Source organism: Neolewinella aurantiaca (assembly GCF_008014675.1).
Taxonomy (GTDB): Bacteria; Bacteroidota; Bacteroidia; order Chitinophagales; family Saprospiraceae; genus Neolewinella; species Neolewinella aurantiaca.
Map to the genome: position 1 here is coordinate 1 of NZ_VOXD01000048.1, position 23,528 is coordinate 23,528.

A 23,528-nucleotide genomic window follows, 5' to 3' on the forward strand; every position below is an offset into this window, starting at 1 on the left:
TCGTACCGGATCGGGATACTAAATATTCGCTCAGCAATCAAAGTGTAGAGTGCAGAGCGCAGAGTTCAGTCCCTCCGCCTTCGGCCTTGGCACCGGCAGTGGAATCCGATTTTTGAAGCCGTTAAAAAATGGAAACTGTCTGAGCGTTCCCAAAGCCCCAGGATCAGCACCAGAGATTTCGACGGACTAACAAGCCAGGAAACAACCCGACCAACGCCGAAGCGAGTTTTTCCATTTTAGGCTTCAACAATCGGATTCCACGATCAGCCGGTGGCACAGCCTTGATTTTTTGGTTCGTTTTTTATCAAGAAAAAATGAACGGGCAAAACGGGAAGAAGCGCAGTCTTGGGGCACCGGAGGAAGAGTTCGACTCCGATTGAGCCCGCGCTACATCCCGTCTCACCTTGCCTGCCGGCGGCCTTCTTTAACGGGGTAAAGAAGCAAACCCCTCAGGCTGTGTCCCCGGCTAATCACTAATACGGTCACTGCTGGCCTAAAAAGCAAAAACTCGCCTCAAACTGATCCTTCGAAGTCTGGAACTGTCGGGAGTCGAAGCCCTTCGGAAATGCAGCAACTCAGTGTTGGCTCATACAACTTGCTTTTCTTAACGGCCACCAGCAACCGCATTAGTGGCCGGGGCCAAGGCCGAAGTAGCTGCGCAATGAAAATAGTCGAAGGCATCGGTAGATAAGTTCTACTCCGACTGAATCCAACAGGAAAATTATGCGACCGTAAGTCGCTAATCCCTGCTGTTCACCAGAAGTGAAGGCGGCCGGACCAAGGATTATCCTGAATGCTCTAAGCTCCGTAATTGAAAGCAAAGCACAGAGCTCCGACACTCCGGCTTCGGCCTTGGCACCGGCAGTGGAATGCAGTTTTTGAAGCCGTTAAAAAATGGAAACTGTCTGAGCGTTCTCAGGACCTAGGACGCAGCTACCCGGATTTCAACGAACCGATGGGTTTAGAAGCAACCTGACCAAAGCTAACGCGAGTTTTTCCATTTTTAGGCGTCAAAAATTGGAATCCACGATCAGCCGGTGACACAGCCTTGATTTTTTGGTTCGTTTTTTATCAAGAAAAAATGAACGGGCAAAAGGGGAGGGCTCAGTCCTCGGGCACCGGTGGAGGAGTTTTACTCTGATTAAACCTTTACGTGCCAGTTACGCGAGCAGAGGTCGCTCATTCCCGCTATTCACCGGAGGTGAAGGCGGCCGGACCAAGGATTTTCCTGAATGCTCTAAGCTCCGTAATTGAAAGCAAAGCACAGAGCTCCGACACTCCGGCTTCGGCCTTGGCAGCGGCAGTGGAATGCAGTTTTTGAAGCCGTTAAAAAATGGAAACTGTCTGAGCGTTCTCAAGGCCTAGGACGCAGCTACCCGGATTTCAACGAACCGATGGGTTTAGAAGCAACCTGACCAACGCTAACGCGAGTTTTTCCATTTTAGGCGTCAAAAATTGGAATCCACGATCAGCCGGTGACACAGCCTTGATTTTTTGGTTCGTTTTTTATCAAGAAAAAATGAACGGGCAAAAGGGGAGGACTCAGTCCTCGGGCACCGGTGGAGGAGTTTTACTCCGATTAAACCTCTACGTGCCAATTACGCGACCAGAGGTCGCTCATCCCCGCTATTCACCGGAGGTGAAGGCAGCCGGACCAAGGCTAAAACTGTTGCGCAGAGGAGAATAGCCGTCGGCAGGCATGCAAGACGGGCTGTTACCCTTGGCTTCTTCGGTGTTAAATCGACTTAGCTATGAATGATCGTTTCATTCTTCGCCGGACGGAACAGCATTAAAACGCAAGTGCTGGATAATTCCACATACGCCTAAAAAAGCATGCAGTGATCAAGGAGCCAAAGTTGTATGGGGCCAGAGTTACCTAAAATCGTAGCGGACCATTGTCAAAACCCGCCCTGCACCTGCGCCCGCGCCCAAATTCCGACTGCCTCACGATAAAGGTTAGCTTGACAACTAAACTAATTTCTGCTGTTCGTACATTTGCGACTATGCCACATAAGCACAAAAAGTACGTTTGCATCCACGGACATTTTTACCAGCCGCCCCGCGAAAATGCGTGGCTGGAAACGATCGAAGTTCAGGAAAGCGCCGCGCCTTACCACGATTGGAACGAGCGCATAAACGAAGAATGCTACGCCCCCAATGCCGAGGCTCGTGTTCTTAATACCGCCGGCCGCATCAGTGGTATCTCTAACAACTATGCCCGCATCAGCTGGAATATGGGGCCAACTTTGCTGAGTTGGCTCGAAGCCCACGACCCTGCAACTTACCTGAGATTACAAAAAGCGGACCAGGAGAGTATGAAACGCTTCGGTGGCCATGGCAGCGCATTGGCGCAGAGCTACAACCACATCATTATGCCCCTGGCCAATGAGCGGGATAAGCAAAGCCAGATTCGCTGGGGCATCGCCGACTTCCAGGCCCGCTTCAACCGCATGCCCGAAGGAATGTGGCTGGCCGAAACAGCAGTGGATACAGCTACGCTGGAAGCCCTGGTCGACAATGGCATCCGCTTTACCGTCCTCGCTCCTCGGCAGTGCAAAGCCGTTAAGTTTCAGGACAGTGAGGATTGGCACGAGGTGAACGGCGGCGTAGACAGCCGCAGGGCCTACCGCTGCCCGCTGCCCAGTGGCCGGACGATCGACCTCTTTTTCTATGATGGAAACGTCTCCAAAGCGGTAGCCTTCGAAGGCCTCCTGAACGATGGGCGCCTGCTGGCCGATAAACTGATGAACTCTCTGGACGCTGACCCGGGCGAACCACAAATCGCTCAGATCGCGACCGATGGCGAGTCTTACGGCCACCACCACCGGAAGGGGGAAATGGCCCTGGCTTTCTGCCTCAATCACATCGACAATAATCCTGATTTTCAACTGACCAACTACGGGCAGTTCCTTGAGCTGCACCCTCCGGTCTGGGAAGCCCGGATTCATGACAATAGCTCCTGGTCTTGTGTACACGGGGTGGAACGCTGGCGTTCTGACTGCGGCTGCCATACGGGTGGCGAAGCCGGCTGGAATCAAACCTGGCGGCAGCCCCTGCGGGCTGCCCTCGACGAGGTGCGCGAACGCCTGATCACCGTTTTTGAACGCGAAGCCGGCAAACTCTTTACCGACCCCTGGGCCGCCCGCGATGCTTACATCGAACTGGTGCTCGATCGCTCCTGCGCCGATGATTTCATTGCCCGGCACGCCAAAGAGAATTCCGTCGGGACAGCCGAAAAAACCCGCATGTTGCGCTTGCTCGAAATGCAACGCCACTGCATGTTGATGTACACGAGTTGTGCCTGGTTCTTCAACGAAGTAACCGGCATCGAAACACTGCAGGTGCTGCAGTACGCCAACCGCGCGCTGCACCTTTGCGAAGTAATAACCGGAGATGACTTCCATCCGGAATTTCTGCGCAACCTGGAAAGCGTACCGAGTAACGTTCGCGAAAACGCCGCGGCATCGTACCGCGAGGTTGTGATGCCAGCCCGCGTGGGCCTGCGCCGGGTAGGGATGCACTTTGCCGCGGCCAGCCTCTTCGAAAAGAATATGGACGAGTTGGAACTGTTCAACTACCGGGCGGAGATCCATAAGCTTAAGCCACTGAGGGCAGGTGGTTACCGGCTGTCGCTTGGCCGGATCACGATCGTCTCTAACCTGACCCACGCCTCCAAAACGTTCTGTTTCGGTGTCCTTTACCTCGGGCAACAGACAATGATCGGTAGCATCCGCAGCGACATGAGCGAAGCTGACTTCGATACGGCCTCCGACGTGCTCGCCGAGGAGTTCCGGGTAGGCCACGTAGGAGAAGTGATCGCCCTCCTGACCGCTAACTTCGGTACCGAGACTTTCTCCATCTGGCAGCTCTTCCGCGATGAAAAGCGTAATATTCTGCTTTCGATGACCGACCGGACGCTCGAACTTGCAGCCAAGAACTTCAGCGATGTCTACTACGACAACTACCAGCTGATGGGAACTATGGCTGCCAACGGGATGCCCTTACCAGAAGCCTACAAAGCAGCCATCAGGTTTACCCTTCACCGAAGGTTCATGGATATCCTCACCGATGGTGAGGGTGGGCTGCTCGATCTGCCCCGCCTCGACCGGCTCATCGCCGATTTCCATCACTGGGATCATGAGTGGCAAAATACCGATGATATGGACCAGGCTGCGGAACTCCACCTCCACAAGGTTGTACGCGCGTCTTTTGAAGACCCGACCAACTGGAGCCTGGCCAATACCTTACTGCAGGCCCTGGAGACCCTGAAACTTTCACCCAATTACCATCGCGCCCAGAATGCCTTCCTGGAAGGATGGACTCCGGATTACGTAGGCTCGCTCTCCGATGAGCTGCTCTCCGAAGGACTCGCGGTGGCGCGTGAACTCAATTTCGAGCTGGGCTTCATGGCCTACGCAGGATAATGAATAGTCTTGAAAAAGGCCGCTAACTTCACGGAATGAAAATAGCCATTCTGGCTCCGCTGCGTTTCCCCATTGCAGAGCCCTTCGCGGGCGGGCTGGAGATTCATACCCATCTGCTTGCTCGCGGACTGGCAGAGCGCGGCCACGAGGTGACTTTATTCGCTCACCCGGCCTCTTCTCCGGACTTTGAGATCGTCCCCTGCCGGGTGGACGAAAAGGCTGGTTTCCTGACCTACACCCGCGCAATCCGCGCGGCGATCCGCCGAATCGCGGAAGGGAATTACGACCTGGTGCATAACAACAGTATCCACTTTTTACCGCCAATGATGGCCGCTGGGCTTCCCTTCCCGATGGTGACAACCTTGCATACGCCTCCTTACAAGTCTCACCGGTTCACGGCGGGGCTTACCCGCCGCATCAGGAACCACAGCTACGTAGCCATAAGTCACTTTCTGGGCGGACAATGGAAATCCCTGATCGGTGAATACTACGTGGTTCATAATGGTATTGAGACCGGTGCCTGGCCGTTTTCGGCCATCGCTACCAAAAAGTCAGCCGTTTGGTATGGCCGCTTCACTCCCGAGAAAGGAGCGGAGTTTGCTATCGCCGCCGCGCAGGCGGCGGGTTACCAACTCACCCTGGCCGGACCGGTCTACGATCAGAAGTACTTTGACGAGAAGGTCGCTCCGGGGCTGGGCGGAAATATTACTTACGCCGGGCACCTCAATCAAACAGATTTAGCGGTTCTCGTCGGCCGGTCTGCTGTTGGGCTGGTAACGTCGGTTTGGGATGAGCCTTTCGGTTTAGCCTACGCCGAAATGCTGGCCTGTGGCACTCCGGTAGCGGGCTTCGAGAGTGGTGCCGCAGCGGAGATTATAACCGAAGAGACGGGCATCCTGGTCGATAAATACGATGTAGAGGCGCTGGCGCAGGTGCTGGCAAAGGTTGAAAGGAGCAAGGACCGGAAGACTTGCCGGAAAAGAATCACGGACGCTTTCCCTTCCGACGCAATGGTTGCCGGGTACGAAGCGGTTTACCGGGAGGTAGTTTTTCCTTAACTAAGCAGGATGACGGTAATGAAGTCGTAGGGTTCTAATATTTCCGTTCCACTACGTAGTTTACGAGCGCTTCCAGGCTGTCCCGGCTTTCGCTCTCCGGCATTTGCCGGAGCAGTTCAAAGGCTTCGTCCCGGTACCGGATCATGGCTGCTTCTGCGTAAGCAAGCCCTTCACTTTGGTGAACGAAGCGAATCACCTCGGCCACTTTTTCCGGTTTGTCGGAATATTTTTTAATGATGCGGATGATGCGCCTGCGTTCGCTTTTTTCAGCCTGGTTAAGGGCGTGGATCAGCGGAAGGGTCATCTTCTTTTCCTTGATGTCGATGCCCCGGGGTTTACCCACGTCGTCGGTCCCGAAGTCGAAGAGGTCGTCTTTTATCTGGAAGGCAATACCGATCTTTTCGCCGAATTTGTACATCAACTGTAGCGTCTCTTCGTCGGTAGTGGTGGAAGCAGCACCCGCTTCGCAGCTCGCAGCAATGAGGCTGGCCGTCTTCTGACGGATTACATCGAAGTAGACGGACTCATCAATGTCCAGCCGGCGGGCTTTTTCGATCTGGAGAAGTTCGCCCTCGCTCAGGGCCTGAACCGCCGAGGAGGTGATTTCCAGAATCCGGTACTGTTTGTGTTTAAGGGCAACCAGCAGACCTTTGGCCAGAAAGTAATCACCAACCAGTACCGCAATCTTGTTCTTCCAAAGCGCATTGATGCTGAAGAAGCCGCGGCGCTCGTAGGACTCATCGACCACATCATCGTGCACAAGGCTGGCTGTATGAAGAATTTCGATCAAAGATGCCGCAACGTAACTGTTATCGTTGATTTCGCCACATACTTTAGCGGAAAGGAATACGAACATCGGGCGCATCTGTTTGCCCTTGCGCTTCACAATGTAGTAAGTGATGCGGTCCATCAGTGCAACTTTAGAGCGCATGGTTTCCCGGAACCGTTTCTCGAAAGCGGCTAGTTCGGTAGCGATCGGTCGCTTTATTTTATCCAGGACTTTACCCATAGGGTGGGGGGAGTGGGGCTGATGGTTGGCAAAGGTAATCTGCCGGAGGAGAACTTTCAGTTAGTAATGAAAATTGAGATATAAAGTTTTACCCACCTGTCCTTCAGTTTTCGTCGAGTTCCTCAATTACACCGGGAGTAAGGATTTGCCCTTTGTCGGTTCGGGTGGTTGGTAAGCTGTCGGGGTAGTTTTCCCGAATCCACTGAAGCATGTGCTCGCGGGTGTTGCAACGAAGCGTAAAGGTGTTGCCGGCATTGTTCGAGGAAACCAGAATACGGACCACAATCACCCGGTCAGTTGTGTCGGTTACCGCAACGGAGTTGACGCGTTCGTCCCAAAGTTCCTGGGTGGGAAGGTAGCGATTCACTTCTGCCCGTAGTTTGTCTACCGGGAAGGTATAATCGAGGTGGAGGAAAACAGATCCCGTTAATTCGGAGTTGAAGCGGGTCCAGTTCTGGAAATAATGGTCGATGAAGTAATTGAGGGGAACGATAAGCCGGCGCTGGTCCCATAACTTCAGGGTTACGTAAGTTAGTGTTATTTCCTCTACCGTTCCGTATTCTCCTTCTACAATCAGGACGTCATCCAACCGGATAGGTTGGGTAAAAGCGATCTGAAAACCAGCCAGGAGGTTCGCGATCGACTTTTGGGCCGCAAGTCCGATTATGATACCGCCTACTCCGGCGGTAGAGAGAAGACCGGTGCCGAGACTTCTCATCCCTTCAAACTGGAGCAGAATGAATGAAACCACCACCACGAAAATAATAATCGAAGCGATCCTCTGGATGTACTGGAGTTGAGTCAGGATTTTGCGTTCCCGCAGGTTGTTGACATCGTCCATATTGTACCGGTACCGGATGGTATCTCCGACAACCTGTACTACTTTTATCAGGAATACACCAGTGAAAAAGTAAAGAAGGGTGCGGGGGAGGTGCAGCGCGCCGGGGAGATAGAAGGGAAGTTCTGCTTCAGCGATACCGCTCGAAATAGCGGTCCAGAACCAGAACGTGAGAAGCATGGCTATCAGCCAGAAAACTGCAGTACGGGTACGCTTGGCGAAAGCCTCGAGAGTGAAACTCTTTGTTTTTTTGGCGGAGGCTCTCAGAATCGGAAAAATGATCATAACCATAACGGTCGCGATCAGCAGTGCGAAGCCAAAGGCGATCAGCAATTGAGCGTAAACAGGAGTATCGCTGATGTAATCGAGTAAAGTTTCCATGTCGGTTGCGAACTTTTCGGGTTTCACGTGAATAACCAAAGCGATTACATAGTGTTCGGGCCAAAGGTCAATGCTTTCAAAAACCTTCGTTTTGCACCCGCGTCCGCGCCCCGAAGGCCTGAATTCGGGGGCTGGTGCACTTTTATGTGGTGATTGTTACCGGCTTGTTGCTGGAAGGCTGGGTTGAAGAATTACTCTTCCGGTTCTACCACGATCTTTTTTATGCCTACGACCTCGATCCGCGTGTTGGTTACCTCGATCATTTTGCAATGAAAGCCGCTGAGCTCCAGTTCTTCGTCCTGCTCGGGGACGCGTTCTGCTTCTGTAACGATAAAACCGGAAAGAGTCTGGTATTCTCCTTCCGGGATGCCGAGTTCGTATTTATTGTTGAGGTAGTTTACCTCTAGGCGGCCACTGAAACTGTGGCTTCCATCTTCGTTGACGGTCTCCAGGTATTCGTCTTCGTCGAACTCATCCTCGATCTCGCCGAAGATTTCCTCCAGCAGGTCTTCCATCGTCACTACACCCGCAATGTCACCAAACTCGTTGACGACGCACGCAATACTCAGCTGCTCTTTGATGGATTGATTGAGCAGATCGGTGACCCGGGTAACTTCGGGAATGAAGGTAAGCTCCATCACGATGTCACGGATGTTCTCCGGGAGACTTAGCAGTTGCTGGTGGTGAACATAGCCCAGCACTTCTTCCATCTCGCCGTCCACGATCAGGATACGGCTGAGGCGGGTTTCCTGAAATTTCTGTTCCAGTTCGTCGATGGTTGCCGATACGTCCATGCTCTGAATCTCGGTACGCGGCACCATACAATCGCTCACCCGTACCTCCGAGAGGTTAAGCGCGTTACCGAACAGTTTGGTATCGATGACTACTGTGTCCTCGTCAGCGGAGGCCCGGCTTTCATTGACGAAATTCTCGAGGTCCAGCCTGGTCAGTACGGTATCCAGTTCTTCTGCCGGGCGGTTGAAGAACAGTCGCAATAATGCATTACTGGCCCCGGTCATGACCAGGCTCGGGAGGTAGAGCAGCCACTGTAGCGCACGCAGGGGGAGGGCCAGCAGGTAAAGCGCGTCGTCGGCGTACAGGCGGAACAGGGTTTTGGGCATGTACTCGCCAAACACCAGAACAATGAGCGTAAGGATTACAGTTTCTCCCAAAAGGTTCAGCATCCCCGCGTCAGTAGGGCCGATGAGCCAGGCAAAGGAGCCGGAGATAAGGGTTGTAAAGGCCACCAGGGCAATATTGTTGCCCACCAGCATGGTGCTCATGAAGTCTGCCGGACGGTCGAACCAACCCGCCAGAATACGACTGGCACGGGTGCCCCGCTTCTTCTTCAGCTCCACCCTGAGCTTGTTCGCAGAGACGTACGCGATTTCGGATCCGCTGAAGAGAGCAGACAAAATCAGGGACAGGATGATTAAAGCGGTTAGCAACTTGGTCTTGTGGTTTAATTGATTCGCCTGCCGGCGCCACTACTAATGTAATGGTTAGGCTGCGGTTTGACGTCATTAAGGCGCCTGTTTTAACCAAAATGCGGTCGGTTGGGCAGACTATTCTTTGGGTCGGGACATCGGTATACGTCCGTCGACCTGTAGTACCCGGGCGTTGGAAAAGTTCTGGTCGGCCTCGAGCCCGTAACCCGTAATTACGTATTGGGGCTGCCGGAGAACGACAAACTTATTAGTGTGTATCCGGCCCGTTTTCTCGTCCCAGTTCAGTTCTTCGGTTTCCAGCCTTTGAAGATCTACTGATTCCCAGACAACGCTGTCTCGTACCGTGACGGTACGCTCACGCTTGCGGTACACGCCCCAGTTTGCAACCAGGGTACTGGTGGGTTGGTTGAACTCGTCGTAAAAAGTAGCGACCAACCCTTCAGGAAATTCCTGGCGCTGATCTGCTTTTTCGAGATAGTTCAACATTACGGGTGCTTCAATTACGGCCCTTACCATTCCGGAATCGCTGAAGATCGTTCGGATGCCATCGGCTGTTTCCACCTTATCGCTCAGTTGTTCACGCAGATGCGCTACGTCAGCAGGGTCGTTGACGCAGGAGGAGCACAGAAAGGCCACCGCGAGAAAAGCGGCAGCCAGGGTGAAATATTGTAGGAAAGCGAAGGACCTGTTCGTCACGAACCCTTAGGCTGCAAACGTACGGCCAGCAGCCTGCAGGAGGTCGCTGTAACGAAGCGGAGTCTCAGGTACAAAGTTTCCGTTGTACTTGTAGAGGTAAACCACCAAGATGATGAACAGAAAGATGGCAATTACACCGCCTAGGAAGGCGTATCCTTTAGCACCTGAAGATTTAATCTCGGACATATTGGGCTTGTTTCTTTTGGAAGGGCAAAGTTACAACGGAGATTGCCGATTCTGGGTTTTGTCTGCGTATTTATTACAGCGAATTGAAAACCTCGCGGTAATTATGACGGGCGCATTATAGTTTCTCCTGATTACAAATCAGCACTTTGTGCGGAGGAAAGGGCATTGGAAAGATTTGATCGACAGGAACCATAAAAAAGCCCTCGTCGTCAAAATTGACAACGAGGGCTCTTTCGGTGAGACTAAAAGTCCCGAGCATTAGATGCTTCGCTTACTGACAATCGGCAGCAGCGCGTTCATCGGCAACATCAGTACCGGCGCGGAGCGCGGGCAGAAGGACGTTACCGTTTTGGGCACGAACGGTGGTGTTGATCTGCGAACGGGCCGCGGGCAGGTTGCCGCTGGTGCCGGCAGAAGCATCAGAGAGGGGCTTCACGAAGTAAACACCATTGCGACCAACGATGGGCTCGCTGGTGTTGCCAGTGGCAACGATAGCAGCTGCAGCAATTACTTTCGGCTCCTGACCGATGCGGGGCAGGCTCTGGAGGGTCGGGTTGCTGCTGATAGAGTCAACGGTAACTTCGTACTGGGCTGCGATCTTCTCGATATCGGAACCAGCAAGCATACCGGCCAGCTTCTGACCTTTAACACGGTTGCTGACCTGGTCCTGAAGTGCGTCTTTTACGGAAGCCGCGGAAGGAAGACCCTCCGGAAGAACATCGGCAAGCGCAATCACTACGTGGTTGTTCTGGTAGAACAACTGCTGGTCAGTGAAAGAGTAAACAACAGGGCTAACGTCGCCTTTGTCGGCACTGAAGGCCCAGCACATCATGTCTTTTACGTCCTGTCCGGAACCGAGGTCGGCAAGGGTGTAGTTGGAAACGGGAAGGGGAGCGGAGGTTTTAACTTCCAGCCCCATGCTTTCTGCGGCGGCTTTCATTTCTGCGAGGGTGCTCTTGCCGTTCAGGAAGCTTTGTGCTTTAGCCATTACTACGTCTTCTGTTTCAGAAGAAGGGATCAGCGGCTCAACAACGTAAGCAACTTTGGCGCGCAGCTGGCGGCTGCGGCTGCGGCTCATGATGTCAACGAGGTGAACACCAAACTGAGTGCGGACTTTGTAGAGGTTGCCGACTGTACCGGTGCGGAACAGAACGTTGTCGAAAGGCTTAACGAACTGGCCGGGAGTTACTTTCTCGTAAACACCACCGTTAGAGGCAGAACCTGGGTCCTGGCTGAATTCTTCTGCGAGATCAGCGAATTTGCCGCGGTTTCTCTGAAGTACGTTCATCAGGCTGTCGATTACGCGGTCTGCTTCTTCAAACTGAGCAGGAGTAGATGCGTTGCGCAGGATGTGACGTGTCTTGGCGCTGTCGGGCATTGATACACGGTCAATTACCTTCAGCAGTTTCATGGCGCTGCCTTCGGTGTAAGGGCCGAATACGGTGCCTACTTCAATCTGGTTCATTACTGCGTCGGCAACAACGGGGCTGAGGCGATCTGCTGTCTGGTAGACTGACTGGTAAGTGCCATTGTTGCTCAGTGCGAAGAGGCTGTCACCGGCTTCGGTGGTTTCCTTGGCCCAGTCTGCTGCAGTTTGGTTGAGCAGTGTACGGATGGCATTGGTGTCGGCAGTCGTTGGGGTTACCGGAAAGGTAACGTAGGTGAGTTGGCGGGTTTCTTCGGGGTTATCGAAGATGCTGCGGTTTTCGTCGATGAAGGCCTGAACGTCGGCGTCGCTAACTTCGATGTCGGTGTCGTCCACTTCCTCGAAAGGAACCTTTACGATGGCTACTTTACGGTTGCCAAACTGCTCGTTGGCGTAATCCTGGGCCTGCCAGTTAGGAGCGTACATAGCTTTGGTCATCAGGGCAGTCATCTTCTCCTGCAGGCGGGAAGCCTCGATTTCGCGGCGCTGGTAGCTCCAGATTGCCTTGAAGTTGGGGTTCAGACGGCCTTCCTGAATAGCAGCGTCGATGCTGTTGTTCTCGATGTCCTGGCGGATTTGCGAGAGAAGGGTAGTGTTGAGTTGGCCCGTGTTGGGGTCAGTCATGTTACGACGGATGACCGGGCTGGGGTTGGCACCGTACTGGAGTTCGGTCATTTCCTCCTCGCTTACGCTGAGGCCGAGGTCTTCTGCTTCGTTCTTTACTACGGCTTCGTTCACGTAGAAGTTCCACAACTGATCGCGGTTCTGGAAGGCATCGCCACCAGAGAATGCGGCGCTGGCGGTGCGCTCGAAGTCATTGCGGTCAATTTCACGCTCACCAACCGCGCCCATGCGGTTCATTACCGGGCCAAGGGCGCCGCCGGCGCCACTTGTCATCTCGGAAAGGATGAAAAGGGCGATACCGCCTCCTATGAAAAGGAGGACGATAAGCGTGTTCTGTCTGATCTTACCAATTAGTGCCATACTGCATTTCGCTTTACGTTGCCCGGTCGAACGGGCGCTTATTTCGTGGTATTTTTAATAGTTTCCTGACGCACAAACGGCCGGACCAATGTTTGAAGGGTCCCGGCCGGTGTCTCGTTAGGACCGCGAAGATACGACAAATTGAAAAATGAAGGTAGTTTATCGTTTCCGACAGCTTTTTTAGCGCACAACGGCCGGTTTTAGTGGCGCGAGCGCAGGTGCCGTGCGGGGATAAAAGAGCCACGCCGTAATAACCGGAGAAGAATGTTGCCGACCATCCGCTCCTGCTGAAGCCGCAGTGCTGAAAACCGAATGAAGCCTTGTACGTTCCACCAGCATGCTTACGTCAACCAACTCTGCCCGTCTCGCTTTGCGCCCCCAACTTGACCTCGCACCCGCGTCCTCGCCCGCCGAAAAGTTCCAGAACGATACCCTGCGCCCGATCATGAAGTTGCAGCATGAACTGTTGCTTGCCGTCTGCGCTAGCTACCTCGTTAAGCGAAAGGTGAAGCCGGATCAATTGCCGGCCGGTAAGCGCTGGGCGAAAATAAAAGAACTCGTCACCCGCGATAACCGGCTGCGCGGTTTACTCTTCGGAATCGCTATCGGGCAGTTCGTTCCTTCGGAAATGGAGTATTACCTCGTCAACGAATCCGATACCAACCGCCGGATCACGAACCTGTTGGTGGAGCGGTTACATTCGGTCTACGGCGCCTGAATAATGGGGAGGCCTTCCCAAACGTTACCCTTAATATGCGATACTGCCTCTTTTCCCTTCTGCTTTTCACCGCCAGTTCTTTTCTCTCCGCTCAGTTGCCGCTGACTCCGGCGTTCGAAGCTTTGCTCGATAGCCTCGATGTCCGTGTCAACCACCCCTTCAACGAAGGGTTCAGGCTCCGGGAGAACCCCGAAAACGATTACCTCGAAGATCAACTGACCGTTTACTCCAAAGCAGAGAAGCTGGAAATGCGTTTTCACCTTCGGCCCGAAAGCGCACGCGACCTGTACTACAAGCGTCCGCACCTGCGAACTTCCCTGCTGGTGATGAACCTGGGCAGCAACGACGAAGACGCCGTAACCGCCGTCCATTCCTTCGGCGAGGAAGAACTCGCCGTCCTCAATGCCGACTGGGCCACGATGTGGACCTTCCGGCCCAAGCGCAGTTACAGCGACCAGAGCCAGGCCCAACTCATTGCAGCCTACAAAGAAGGGCGCGGCCTTATATATACGGTCTTGCTGTTCGATAAAGTGCCGGAAACCCTGGAGGGGCGTCAGATGATGCTGAGGTTCCGGTAGGGCCTCTACGCTTTTGTTGCGCGGTCTACCGCTGCCAGAATATCTGGCATCCGGTATGCTCCCGCCATCTCCCGAACGTGAAGGGCTGCTGCTCCGGCTGAAAGGCCGAGGGCCGTAACGTAAAGAGGTTTACTGCTCTGACCCCTGAGTACAGCTTCTGCATTGTTGTCACGGAAGTAAGATTTTGCCACTCCAACCACGGGGATGTTGCTGTTCAGTTCCTCATAAAGATGGCCGCCGAGGCCCGGTCGGCCCTGATCATCCAGGTATACATATCCATCGATGATGATGGCCTCAAGAGTGCTGAGGTCGAAGTCTTCGAGCGCACGCAGAATAAGCGGAAGTTCCCGTTTATAAAACTCGCCCGGTTGGTAAGGTGCGGCGGGGCCGCTCTCCCAAATTCTGATTTCGGTGGCCTCGCTATCCGGCCAGTCGGTAAAAACAGCCGCCGCAAGGCGGCTGCCGTCAGCGGTATAATGCGCATCGAAGGCAAGAAGCATATTAGTTGGTTTTTCGTTGCTGAGGAGGCTTTCTTTGGAGACGGGAAGGTAGTGAAATCACCGGCTTTCCGGACATCAGCAGGGCAGGTTTCCAAAAGTTGACGCCTCGTGTTCTGTACACAGTTACCTCACGAAGTGCCACAAAATAAGAGTGGTTTTTCCGGGTTTTTCTGTGGTTTATCCTTGCCGCCTCATGTTATCTTTGCGGCATTATGCGCTATTTACTTCCCCTGCTCTTTATTATCCTTTTTTGCACCTGCGACCGCGCCCCCGAAAAGGCCGGTACGATGGAACCGGCAACCAACGCACCAAGCGTGAAACTGGTGGGCGAAGCAATGGGGAGCTATTACCGTATTACTTACCTGGGCGACAGTATACCCGATCTGCGGGAACGGGTAGACAGTTTACTCAATGCTTATAATCTCGAACTCTCCGCCTGGGTGCCGGACAGTAAGCTGAATGCCTTTAATAATAGCGAAACCGGCATCGATATTGGCGGGACGGACCACTTCGTTCCCAATCTGGAAATTGCCCGCCGGGTAAGCGAAGCCACCGCCGGAACGTACGATCCCACGGTGGCACCTCTGGTAAAATACTGGGGGTTTGGTACCGGTAAGCAGCGGCAAACCGCCGAAATCAATATGACTGAAGTCAACGAACTACTACGTCTGGTAGGATTGGATAAGGTGACGCTGGAAGGCACTATGCTAAAAAAAGCCCTGCCTGGCGTAGAGCTCGACCTCAACGCCAGTGCCAAAGGCTACGGGGTAGACCTGATCGCTCAACTCCTTTCTTCCGCCGGACACCCCGACCATCTGGTGGATATCGGTGGCGAAATGCGTAGCGGAGGAACCAAAAACGGCAGGCCGTGGAACGTCGCGATCCGTTTGCCCGATGAAGACAGAAAGAAAATAACTCCGGCGGGTATTTTGCCGCTTAGCGAAGGAAGAGCTATTGCTACTTCGGGGAATTATTTGGCATACTATAAAGTGGATGGCGAAACCTTCAGCCACACCATCAACCCGAAAACCGGACTGGTAGAACGCAACCGGCTGCTGAGCGCAAGTGTGTTCGCCCCGGACTGCGCCACGGCCGACGCTTACGCCACCGCCTGCATGGTCGTAGGCCCCGAGCGAGCCCTGAAACTGGTGGAAGACAACGCTGACCTGGAAGGCTATTTCCTGGTGCGCGGCGAGAGCGGAGAACTGGAAACGATGAAGTCTTCGGGGCTGTAACTTATTGAGGGATAGGAACGTTAATCTTTAGATCGTCAGCCACTGAGCCTGATGTGTTTATCCGATTAACCCAAACCCATCCCGAAATGAAAAACATCACCAACCTCATCATCATTGACGCCAGCGGCTCCATGGCTTCCAAAGCAGAAGAAATCCGCGGCGGATTACGCCTGCTTTTTCAGGAAATCAAAGCCGACGCTGCGCTCTGCGAGAGCAAAATACGGACCATCGTTACCCAGTTCTCGAGCCCCGGTCACTTCAAAGAACTGGTCAACTCCAAAAAAGCCGAAAAACTGACCGACGAACTCGCGAACGCCTACGAGCCCCAGGGGATGACCGCCCTCTTCGATGCCATTGGCCAGGGCTTTCAGTTGGTTCCCGATAAACAGGACTCCGTTCTCGTTACCATCATGACGGACGGAGAGGAGAACAGCTCGCAGGAATACTCCCGAAAGTCGATTACCGAACTCATTACGAAAAAACGAGCAGGCAAACCTGCCTGGACAATCACCTTTATGGGCACGACCGAGCAGGCGATGAAAGAAGCGAAAAGCTGGGGCGTTTCGGGCGGCAACGCCCTGCGCATCAATAACAACGCCAAAGGTTTTGACAAAGGCATGCGCTCTTACAGCAAGATGCGTAAGGCGCACTACGAATCATCCGTTGGTCGCGCCGCAGGCGCGAATATGGACGACCTCGCTAAAGACAACGAAGCGGAAGACTAAGCGCATCGGAGCCTCCGCTCCGTCAGCTTTCCTTTTAAAGGACTGATGTAATTGTTAGTTGGACACCGCCGCTAATAAATAAGCTAAAGGCTTGGGCGCAAACCAGATTGTCGCGATTGCTCCTCCCCAGCGCAGCGGTGTGGGGAGGCTGGGAGGGGGGTGAGCGACAATCTGGTTTGCGCCCAAAGGCTTCAGCATTTTCTTACGCCAGAAGTGGGTATAACGATGGTTCGCTACAAACTGTCGCGGACCATCGTTACAAACACCAAACCCATCTGGTCGCTTATCTCGCCGGTAACTACCTTCGCGACCGATGCAAACTGCCCCTGACCGTCCGGAGACAAAAGACTATTTCTACCTCATTGCCCTTGCCCTGATTTGGGGGACGAGTTATATCCTTATTAAAAAAGGATTGGATATTTTCACTCCGCTTCAGGTTGCAACACTGCGGCTGGGTATCTCTGCTTTGGCCTTATCTCCCCTGGCGTACGTTCATTTACGAAAGATCACCTGGCGGCAGGTTCCCTTGCTCATCGTGATTGGAATTACGGGTACGGCACTGCCATCGTTTCTTTTCCCCTACGCGCAGGTTCATCTCAGCAGTAGCCTTACGGGGATGCTGAGTGCACTCAATCCCTTGTGTACTTTTCTTGTTGCGTGGTTGTTTTTTGCCAGTCGGGATGCTGGCCGACGCCAGTTGGCGGGGGTTCTGCTGGGGCTGCTGGGCGCGGTGGGGCTTTCGTGGGCAGCGCCGGGCGATGCGGGGCAAACGACACAGTTTGCTTATGCGGGGTTCGTTTTTCTGGCCTGTCTTTGCTATGCGACGAGTTCGAATCTGGTCGCTGAATATTTCAGGGGGCTTTCATCACTTACCATCACGGTATGCAGCTTTTTCATCGTTGGTTTCCCCGCACTTATCTGGGCGCTGACCGCAGGTGCAGTGCCGGTTACGGTAACGGCTGCCGCCGGCAACGAGGGGTGGTGGGCTCTGGCTTGTGTCGCGGCGTTGGCGCTGGTGAGTACCGTACTGGCGAGTATCATCTTTTTTAAGATGGTGCAACGCACCGGAGCCGTGTTCAGCAGTACGGTAAGCTACATCATTCCTCTCGTCGCGTTGCTATGGGGGCTACTCGACGGAGAGGGCTTTGCCGCATTACAAATACCCGCAATTGTTCTGATTCTTACGGGTGTCGCCCTCAGCCGGGGCAAGTAATGTCGCGAAAATGCCGTTATTGAGCCTGATGAAGTGCATAACCCTATTCTTTCTGATCGTTATTTGCCTGAATGCCCCGGGCGCTGCAGGTGCCTCTGCAGCAGTTGTTGCTGGTGATTACGGGGAAGTCGGTCCTCTTGCCCCGGCGGGGGAGAGTACGTATAAGTACTCCGAAAGTCCGGAGAGCGATCTGTCAGATCCTTCCGTGATGAAAGAATCGAGCCTTGCCCAAAACCTCGTCGGCGATTCAGTTACCATTAGGGATATCTTCATTCGGGGCCACAAGCGCACACGTGATGGTGTGGTGTTCCGGGAGATGACCTTCGGCAAAGAAGCCCGGATAGCGGAGGAGGATCTGGACGAAGAGATCGCTCTGACTTACGCCGCACTGATGAATACTGGTCTGTTCAGTAGCGTCGATATCACTTATTCCGACAGTCTGTTCGGACCGGGAAACCTGCAGGTATTCATTGATATCCGCGAAACATGGTACATCTATCCCGTACCTGTTTTTACCCTCGCCGACCGAAACTTTAATGTCTGGTGGCGGGATGAAAACCATTCGTTGGACCGGGTCAATCTGGGGGCTAAATTGTCGTGGTATAATTTCACCGGCCGGCGGGATCGTTTCAAAATTGGCTATACAACGGGTTATACCCGGAAATATGAAGCAGGTTATCGTTTGCCGTATTTAAACAAAGCAAAAAACATTGGAATAGAACTCGATTACAGTTTCTCTCAGCGAAGAGAGCAGAATTACCAGACCATCGAAAATCAACAGGTGTTCTATCAGGATCCCGATCGGTTTGTATATAAAGATACTCGTCTTAATTTGTCCTTCAATTATCGTAAGAAGCTATACGTTACCCATACTTTACGCACCGGTTATCGTTCTTCGGTTATCGCCGATACTATTGCAAATGCCCTGAACCCGGACTTTTTTGGCGAGGGAAGGAATAGCCAGCGATTCTTTCAACTAGAGTACACTTATGTCAATGACAAGAGAGATGTAAGGAATTACCCATGGAAAGGTTACTACGTTTTGGGCACCGTGGTGAAGGACGGTATGGGGATTACGGGGGAACGTAACAGTTTGACCGCAGGGCTGACCGTTCGTAAATTTTGGCCTCTGAGCGAAAACTTGTCGATTAACGCCGGCGTTGCGGGTAAATACAGTCTTATTCGTACTCAGCAACCATTCCTGGAGAACCGGGCTATCGGCTTCGGAAACAATGGCCTTGTCGGTTACCAGTTTTATGTCGTGGATGGACTGGATATGGCCATCTGGAGATTCGGAATAAGGCAACAATTATTCAAAACCGACCTGGACCTGGGCAAACTGGTCTTTATCGATGCGTTCCGGTACATCCCCGTTCGTGTGTTGCTGGCTTTCCAGTTCAATCAGGGTATTGCTAATGCGCCATACATTGGGGAGAGCAACAAATTAAACAACACACTGCTGACCGGAGCCAGTCTGGGTCTGGACGTAGTACTGTTTTACGATATGGTTGGTAGCTTGCAGTACAACCGTAACCATTTAGGAGAAGGAGAAGTACTCCTGGCCCTTAATCTGAATTTTTAAGCAATATGCAGGTAGTTATCTATAGTCAGTTATTGAAGGAAAAAGACATTCCCCACGTGCAGGAATTATTTGATCTGCTGGCCGAAGAGCAATTCTCGACTTATGTCTATGGGCCGTATCTGGAAGAACTGAGGCCTCACATCAATTTCAGAAAGGACGTGGGGCAGATTGAAAGCCATCTTGATTTCAGAATTAAGCGCTTCGATATGATTATCACCTTGGGAGGTGACGGCACGATCCTGAAAGCGGCAACTTTGGTTCGCGACTATGGCATCCCCATTCTCGGGATAAACCTTGGCCGACTTGGCTTTCTGGCCAGAGTGGAAAAAACGAAATTGAAGGAAACCCTGCGGTTGCTCTCCCTCGGCCGGTTCACCACGGAGAAGCGTGATATGCTCTATCTGGAATCTAATTTGCCGATTTTCGATGAAACTCCGTTTGCGTTGAATGATTTTACGCTGCTCAAAAGGGATACCTCCTCAATGATTACCATTCATACGTTTGTGAATGGTTCTTATTTAAATAGTTACTGGGCCGACGGGCTAATCGTTGCAACGCCTACCGGATCAACGGGCTATAGCCTTAGTTGTGGCGGACCTATCGTGTTCCCCGGGTCAGGCAATTTCGTGGTGACACCGGTAGCTCCACACAACCTCAATGTGCGCCCGATTGTACTCAGCGATGATTCGGTAATTAGTTTTGAAATAGAAGGAAGAGCCGAAAACTTCCTCTGTACGCTTGATTCCCGCTTCGAAACGATTACTTCGGTACATAGTCTCGCTGTACGTAAAAATGATTTCGGTATACAACTGGTGAAACTTCCTGGGATCAGCTTTATGGATACCCTCAGGTCTAAATTAAATTGGGGGGCGGATAGAAGGAATCACTAAGCATTGGTTTTATAACTGCCAGGAATTCTGATCATTAATGCTGCTGTTTGCTTGCTCTGGAAGCGTTATGCCTGTATTGGGTAATGAGAGGTTTGCCGTGTCCGGAAGTGTTGGCATTTGTCGCAGAAGAATGAACTTTCTTTACGCTACGGATTCAATTATTGAACATTCCATACCGGAAAACATTTCCTTTGGGCGCTTGGTGGTATACAATTCGTTGAGCGAATAATCTGATTTTTGATTTTATATGTATACCTTTAAGCCTCTGAAACATTCACTTACTTCAGGTTTAACCCTGATTTTTAAATAATTTTATCAGGAGCGATTAAGAACGCGTCTGAAATTTCTCTCTCTGGTTTCCACAGTTTGTTAAGCGTGGTAGCGTAAAAATAAGTCTTGTTATACAAGCAGTTTTTTTGTATCGATGCAACTGCAAGTTGTTGAAAATCAGTTTTAATTTTTTGGAAGTGCTCTACAGTATAAGGGTTTAATATAGTCGTTCTTCAAAACTCAAAACAGATTCACATGGCTAGTTTAAAAAAAGAGGTGATGAGCCTCATCAGTCGCTTTGATGCGGCTCAGGAAGCGTTTTCTGCAAATTCAGTTGAAATCAAAGAATTGCGGAAAAAGCACAAAAAAGAACTCAAAAAGGCAAAAGCAGAGGCAAAAGCAGCCCTCATCGAAGTGGAAGCACTGAAGGCTGAGCTCGCTATTCTCCGTGCAGGTGGCCCGGCGAAGAAAGAGGAGGAGGCTGCTAAAACTCCGGCGAAGCCCGCAGCGAAACGCTCTCCGGGGCGCCCGAAAAGGTCAACAACCGCTGCCAAAAAAACAACAGCGAAGCGTGGCCCGGGGCGTCCGAAGAAGTCTGCAACCGCCGCAGCGACCACTACTACTGAGCCTGCAGCGAAGCGTGGCCCGGGACGCCCGAAGAAGTCTGCAACTGCCGCAGCAAAGCCTGCCTCTGGCGCAGCTAAGAAAAGACCAGGTCGCCCACGCAAGACCCCGGCTGCTCCCGCAAGTGCGTTGCTGGCAATCGCAGGCGTAGGCCCTGCGATGGCAGCTAAATTCGAAGAAGCAGGGATAAAGACCCCCGCAGCAATGGCAAAACTTTCTAACCCAAAGATGGCTGCTATCCTTGCTAATTGCGGGCCGCGTTACAGTAACGCTGATAGCGTTAAAATGCAAAAGTTCCGCGACGCCGCCGCCGCTGCAAAATAGTTTTAGGTTACAATTCACTCAAGACTTTCAGGTCGCGATGTCTCCGGACGTCGTGACCTTTTTTATTGCACAGCTGTGAACAGGGCGGGTAATGAACCGTTGAGGCGGTAGCAAAGACCGATCAACGAAAGAGAGTATTCTCTTCTCCCCTCCTTGCAAGCTGGTGACTTTTTATAAAACCATCGTTAAAAGTACAGTTCATACTTTGATACTTAACCCCAAAAAACCAATACCTATGCGTTTATTTTCCCGATTTGCCGTACTGTTTTCAGCGGCCTTTATTGTTATGTTTTCTGCCGGATGTGATTCGGATACCCCAGGAACCCCCGGCGGTGTAACCCTCGCTCCCGTTGTCACTCTCAACAGCGGAACCGGACTGGTTTCTTTCAATCAGGAACTTTCTCTCTCTACCCCCAGCTTCATCGTAAATGTATCCGGACAGGATGGTGATGCCTCTCTCCGGGACCTGGCTATTCTCGAAAACGGAACCCTTGTTCCCGCAAGTCAGTTGGATTTCCGTACGGGAGAAACCGCCAACAATCCCATCCTTACCTCCGGGGCAGACGCTGAAGGGTTTACTTACGAGATTGAAATTACCCCCAGCAATACCACCGCAGGACCGGTAACCTTCACCTTTCAGCTCACGGATGTAGACGGTGAAGTTGGCTCCACTCAGGTGACCATCACTTATACCGTTACTGCTCCTGTTGTGGACCTGCTCATTGAAGACGGGTTTGTCTCCGGTGATGTAACCATTACTGACCGTAACCCCTCGTTCGACGTGAAGGTATTACTGGATGACACCGCTGACCCACTGTCGACTTTTTCCGTGCTGGAAGACGGCGTTCTTATGGACGCCAGCGCACTTACTTTCAACAGCGGAGCCTTTACCGCTATGAACCCACTCACGCTCATCGAAGCGGAAACCGCGGGCGTAACTTATGACGTCAACGTACGTCCCGATGTAACCGAAAACAGTACCCGTACGTACACTTTCCGCGTGGCTGATGCCAACGGCATCACCGCCGAGCAGACCGTTACGGTTACTTACGAAATCCCGGCTGGAACGGCAATCACCTTCGAAATGGGAGGCGTGTTTTTCAACGCAAGCGGAGGAATGAACGGTGGCCTCGACCTCGACACCGGAACATCCGTTCCGTTCAACAGCCCCGATGCTGAAATTGAAGACGAAGGCGTTAACCTGAACGCAGCCGTAGGTACCGAGAACTGGCGTACCCAGATCAGTGCTTCCAACGACGCTATCCTCCGCGTGGCCAACCTCGCAGGTCTGGGTGACGGAATCACTTTCGATGATATCGACACCAAGGAAGACATCACCAGCCTGTACGACAACGGGACAACCCCCGATGGTTCTGATAACTTCCCTGATGCTGATGGCGATGTAAGCTCTACCGAGATCGTTACTCAGGTTCTGCAGGAGGGAGATGTGCTCGCTATCCGCCGCGCTGATCGTTTCTACCTGGTAAGAATCGACGCCATCAACTTCGAAGCGGGCAGTAACAACGACAGCTACACCGTTTCGATCAAGTACTAGTGAAAACGTAATCGTACCAAACAGGTACATTTTTACATCTCCCAACAGCGGGCGCCTCTTGCTATTCGAAGAGGTGCCCGCTTTGCTTTTAGCGCTCATTGCACCTGCGGTCGCGCCCGGAAACTTAACCGGTAAAGACATTAAGAAGAGAAGGGGGGCTGTCTCTTGACTTTTGAGGCAAGGCTGTCAGCCAATTGTCAAAGCGTTAAATGCATGGCCCAGGCAGCGAATCATTGGCGGAAAACGTATACCTTAGGGATAATTTTCCAACACATGTGTGGAAGCAACCTATCCTTATATTCCTATGGATCTAACGCTTGATCTACATAACAACGAGCAACAATTCATCGCGGCCCTGGTGAAAGGGGACCGTGCAGCCCAAAAGGTGCTGTACGAAACCTACTACGGCCAGTTGATGTCTGTTTGCCAGCGTTATGCAGGAAGCGAGGACGAAGCGATGGATTTGTTACACGAAAGCTTTATTAAGATCTTTAAAAAAATAGGACGCTACGAATCAGGAACCGCACTGCTGGCCTGGATGCGTCGTATTACCGTGAACACTGCCATCGATCAGTACCGGCGCAATGCGCGCCGCCGAACGGAGGACCTGGACAATGCCTACGCCCTGAGCAGCGACGCTCCTGATGTGTTTGCACAGTTCGGAGCCCGTGAAATTCTGGCGGCGGTGCAGAAGTTGCCTCCTACCTACCGTACAATTTTTAACCTGTACGTAGTGGAAGGCTACAGCCACCGTGAAATAGGAGAACAACTGAAAATAACCGAAAGTACGAGCCGCTCTAACCTGGTAAAAGCCCGGGGTAAATTGCAAAAAGTATTGACCGCCCCCGGCCGCTAGTAAATCCC

The 23,528-nt window shown here is 52.5% G+C and carries 18 protein-coding genes and 1 pseudogene; 12 read left to right on the forward strand and 7 right to left on the reverse strand.

Translation table 11 applies throughout. From position 1 onward, the window contains the following. Positions 1-2,003: 2,003 nt before the first annotated feature. A complete protein-coding gene (locus FUA23_RS20700) occupies positions 2,004-4,424 on the forward strand; it encodes a DUF3536 domain-containing protein (RefSeq protein WP_147932688.1) in 2,421 nt (806 codons plus the stop codon). 35 nt (positions 4,425-4,459) lie between these two features. Then, positions 4,460-5,482, forward strand: coding sequence for a glycosyltransferase (locus FUA23_RS20705; protein ID WP_147932689.1), 1,023 nt, complete (start codon positions 4,460-4,462; stop codon positions 5,480-5,482). A 34-nt stretch (positions 5,483-5,516) separates the two neighbouring features. Here the strand turns inward: FUA23_RS20705 and FUA23_RS20710 are convergent, their stop codons facing one another. From FUA23_RS20710 to FUA23_RS20735, 6 genes are all read right to left on the reverse strand, one after another. Beyond that, entirely contained in the window at positions 5,517-6,491 is a 975-nt protein-coding gene (locus tag FUA23_RS20710) for a polyprenyl synthetase family protein (protein ID WP_147932690.1), read from the reverse strand. A 103-nt stretch (positions 6,492-6,594) separates the two neighbouring features. Continuing rightward, on the reverse strand, positions 6,595-7,710 hold the full coding sequence (locus tag FUA23_RS20715; protein ID WP_147932691.1) for a mechanosensitive ion channel family protein: 1,116 nt from the start codon (positions 7,708-7,710) through the stop codon (positions 6,595-6,597). A gap of 191 nt (positions 7,711-7,901) precedes the next feature. Next, entirely contained in the window at positions 7,902-9,158 is a 1,257-nt protein-coding gene (locus FUA23_RS20720) for a hemolysin family protein (protein WP_147932692.1), read from the reverse strand. Between the two features lie 117 nt (positions 9,159-9,275). After that, on the reverse strand, positions 9,276-9,854 hold the full coding sequence (gene lptC / locus FUA23_RS20725) for an LPS export ABC transporter periplasmic protein LptC (protein ID WP_147932693.1): 579 nt from the start codon (positions 9,852-9,854) through the stop codon (positions 9,276-9,278). Positions 9,855-9,860: 6 nt separating this feature from the next. Next, positions 9,861-10,040, reverse strand: coding sequence for a hypothetical protein (locus FUA23_RS20730; RefSeq protein ID WP_147932694.1), 180 nt, complete (start codon positions 10,038-10,040; stop codon positions 9,861-9,863). 271 nt (positions 10,041-10,311) lie between these two features. Continuing rightward, entirely contained in the window at positions 10,312-12,450 is a 2,139-nt protein-coding gene (locus FUA23_RS20735; RefSeq protein WP_147932695.1) for a peptidylprolyl isomerase, read from the reverse strand. A gap of 337 nt (positions 12,451-12,787) precedes the next feature. Between FUA23_RS20735 and FUA23_RS20740 the strand changes: the two genes are divergently transcribed. After that, positions 12,788-13,168, forward strand: coding sequence for a hypothetical protein (locus FUA23_RS20740; RefSeq protein WP_147932696.1), 381 nt, complete (start codon positions 12,788-12,790; stop codon positions 13,166-13,168). Between the two features lie 35 nt (positions 13,169-13,203). Continuing rightward, positions 13,204-13,746, forward strand: a complete 543-nt coding sequence (locus FUA23_RS20745) for a hypothetical protein (RefSeq protein WP_147932697.1) — start codon at positions 13,204-13,206, stop codon at positions 13,744-13,746. Positions 13,747-13,751: 5 nt separating this feature from the next. On the opposite strand, the pseudogene FUA23_RS20750 reads toward FUA23_RS20745, so the two are convergent. Further along, positions 13,752-14,249, reverse strand: a pseudogene (locus FUA23_RS20750) (endonuclease V); the annotation flags it as partial. A gap of 209 nt (positions 14,250-14,458) precedes the next feature. On the opposite strand from FUA23_RS20750, the gene FUA23_RS20755 reads away from it, so the two are divergent. The 8 genes from FUA23_RS20755 (at position 14,459) to FUA23_RS20790 (ending at position 23,520) form a co-directional block, all read left to right on the forward strand. Continuing rightward, a complete protein-coding gene (locus FUA23_RS20755) occupies positions 14,459-15,481 on the forward strand; it encodes an FAD:protein FMN transferase (RefSeq protein WP_147932699.1) in 1,023 nt (340 codons plus the stop codon). A gap of 86 nt (positions 15,482-15,567) precedes the next feature. Continuing rightward, positions 15,568-16,206 (forward strand): VWA domain-containing protein, encoded by a 639-nt coding sequence (locus FUA23_RS20760; RefSeq protein ID WP_147932700.1) that lies wholly within the window; start codon positions 15,568-15,570, stop codon positions 16,204-16,206. 313 nt (positions 16,207-16,519) lie between these two features. Continuing rightward, the gene (locus FUA23_RS20765) at positions 16,520-17,419 is read left to right on the forward strand and encodes a DMT family transporter (RefSeq protein ID WP_147932701.1); all 900 of its coding nucleotides are present in this window, start codon (positions 16,520-16,522) and stop codon (positions 17,417-17,419) included. A 10-nt stretch (positions 17,420-17,429) separates the two neighbouring features. After that, complete coding sequence (locus tag FUA23_RS20770) at positions 17,430-19,001, forward strand: BamA/TamA family outer membrane protein (RefSeq protein WP_147932702.1); 1,572 nt, start codon at positions 17,430-17,432, stop codon at positions 18,999-19,001. 5 nt (positions 19,002-19,006) lie between these two features. Beyond that, positions 19,007-19,891, forward strand: a complete 885-nt coding sequence (locus FUA23_RS20775; RefSeq protein ID WP_147932703.1) for an NAD kinase — start codon at positions 19,007-19,009, stop codon at positions 19,889-19,891. A 525-nt stretch (positions 19,892-20,416) separates the two neighbouring features. After that, positions 20,417-21,109, forward strand: coding sequence for a hypothetical protein (locus FUA23_RS20780; protein ID WP_147932704.1), 693 nt, complete (start codon positions 20,417-20,419; stop codon positions 21,107-21,109). A gap of 235 nt (positions 21,110-21,344) precedes the next feature. Then, a complete protein-coding gene (locus FUA23_RS20785; RefSeq protein WP_147932705.1) occupies positions 21,345-22,664 on the forward strand; it encodes a hypothetical protein in 1,320 nt (439 codons plus the stop codon). Between the two features lie 304 nt (positions 22,665-22,968). Continuing rightward, complete coding sequence (locus tag FUA23_RS20790; protein WP_147932706.1) at positions 22,969-23,520, forward strand: RNA polymerase sigma factor; 552 nt, start codon at positions 22,969-22,971, stop codon at positions 23,518-23,520. Positions 23,521-23,528 lie beyond the last annotated feature (8 nt).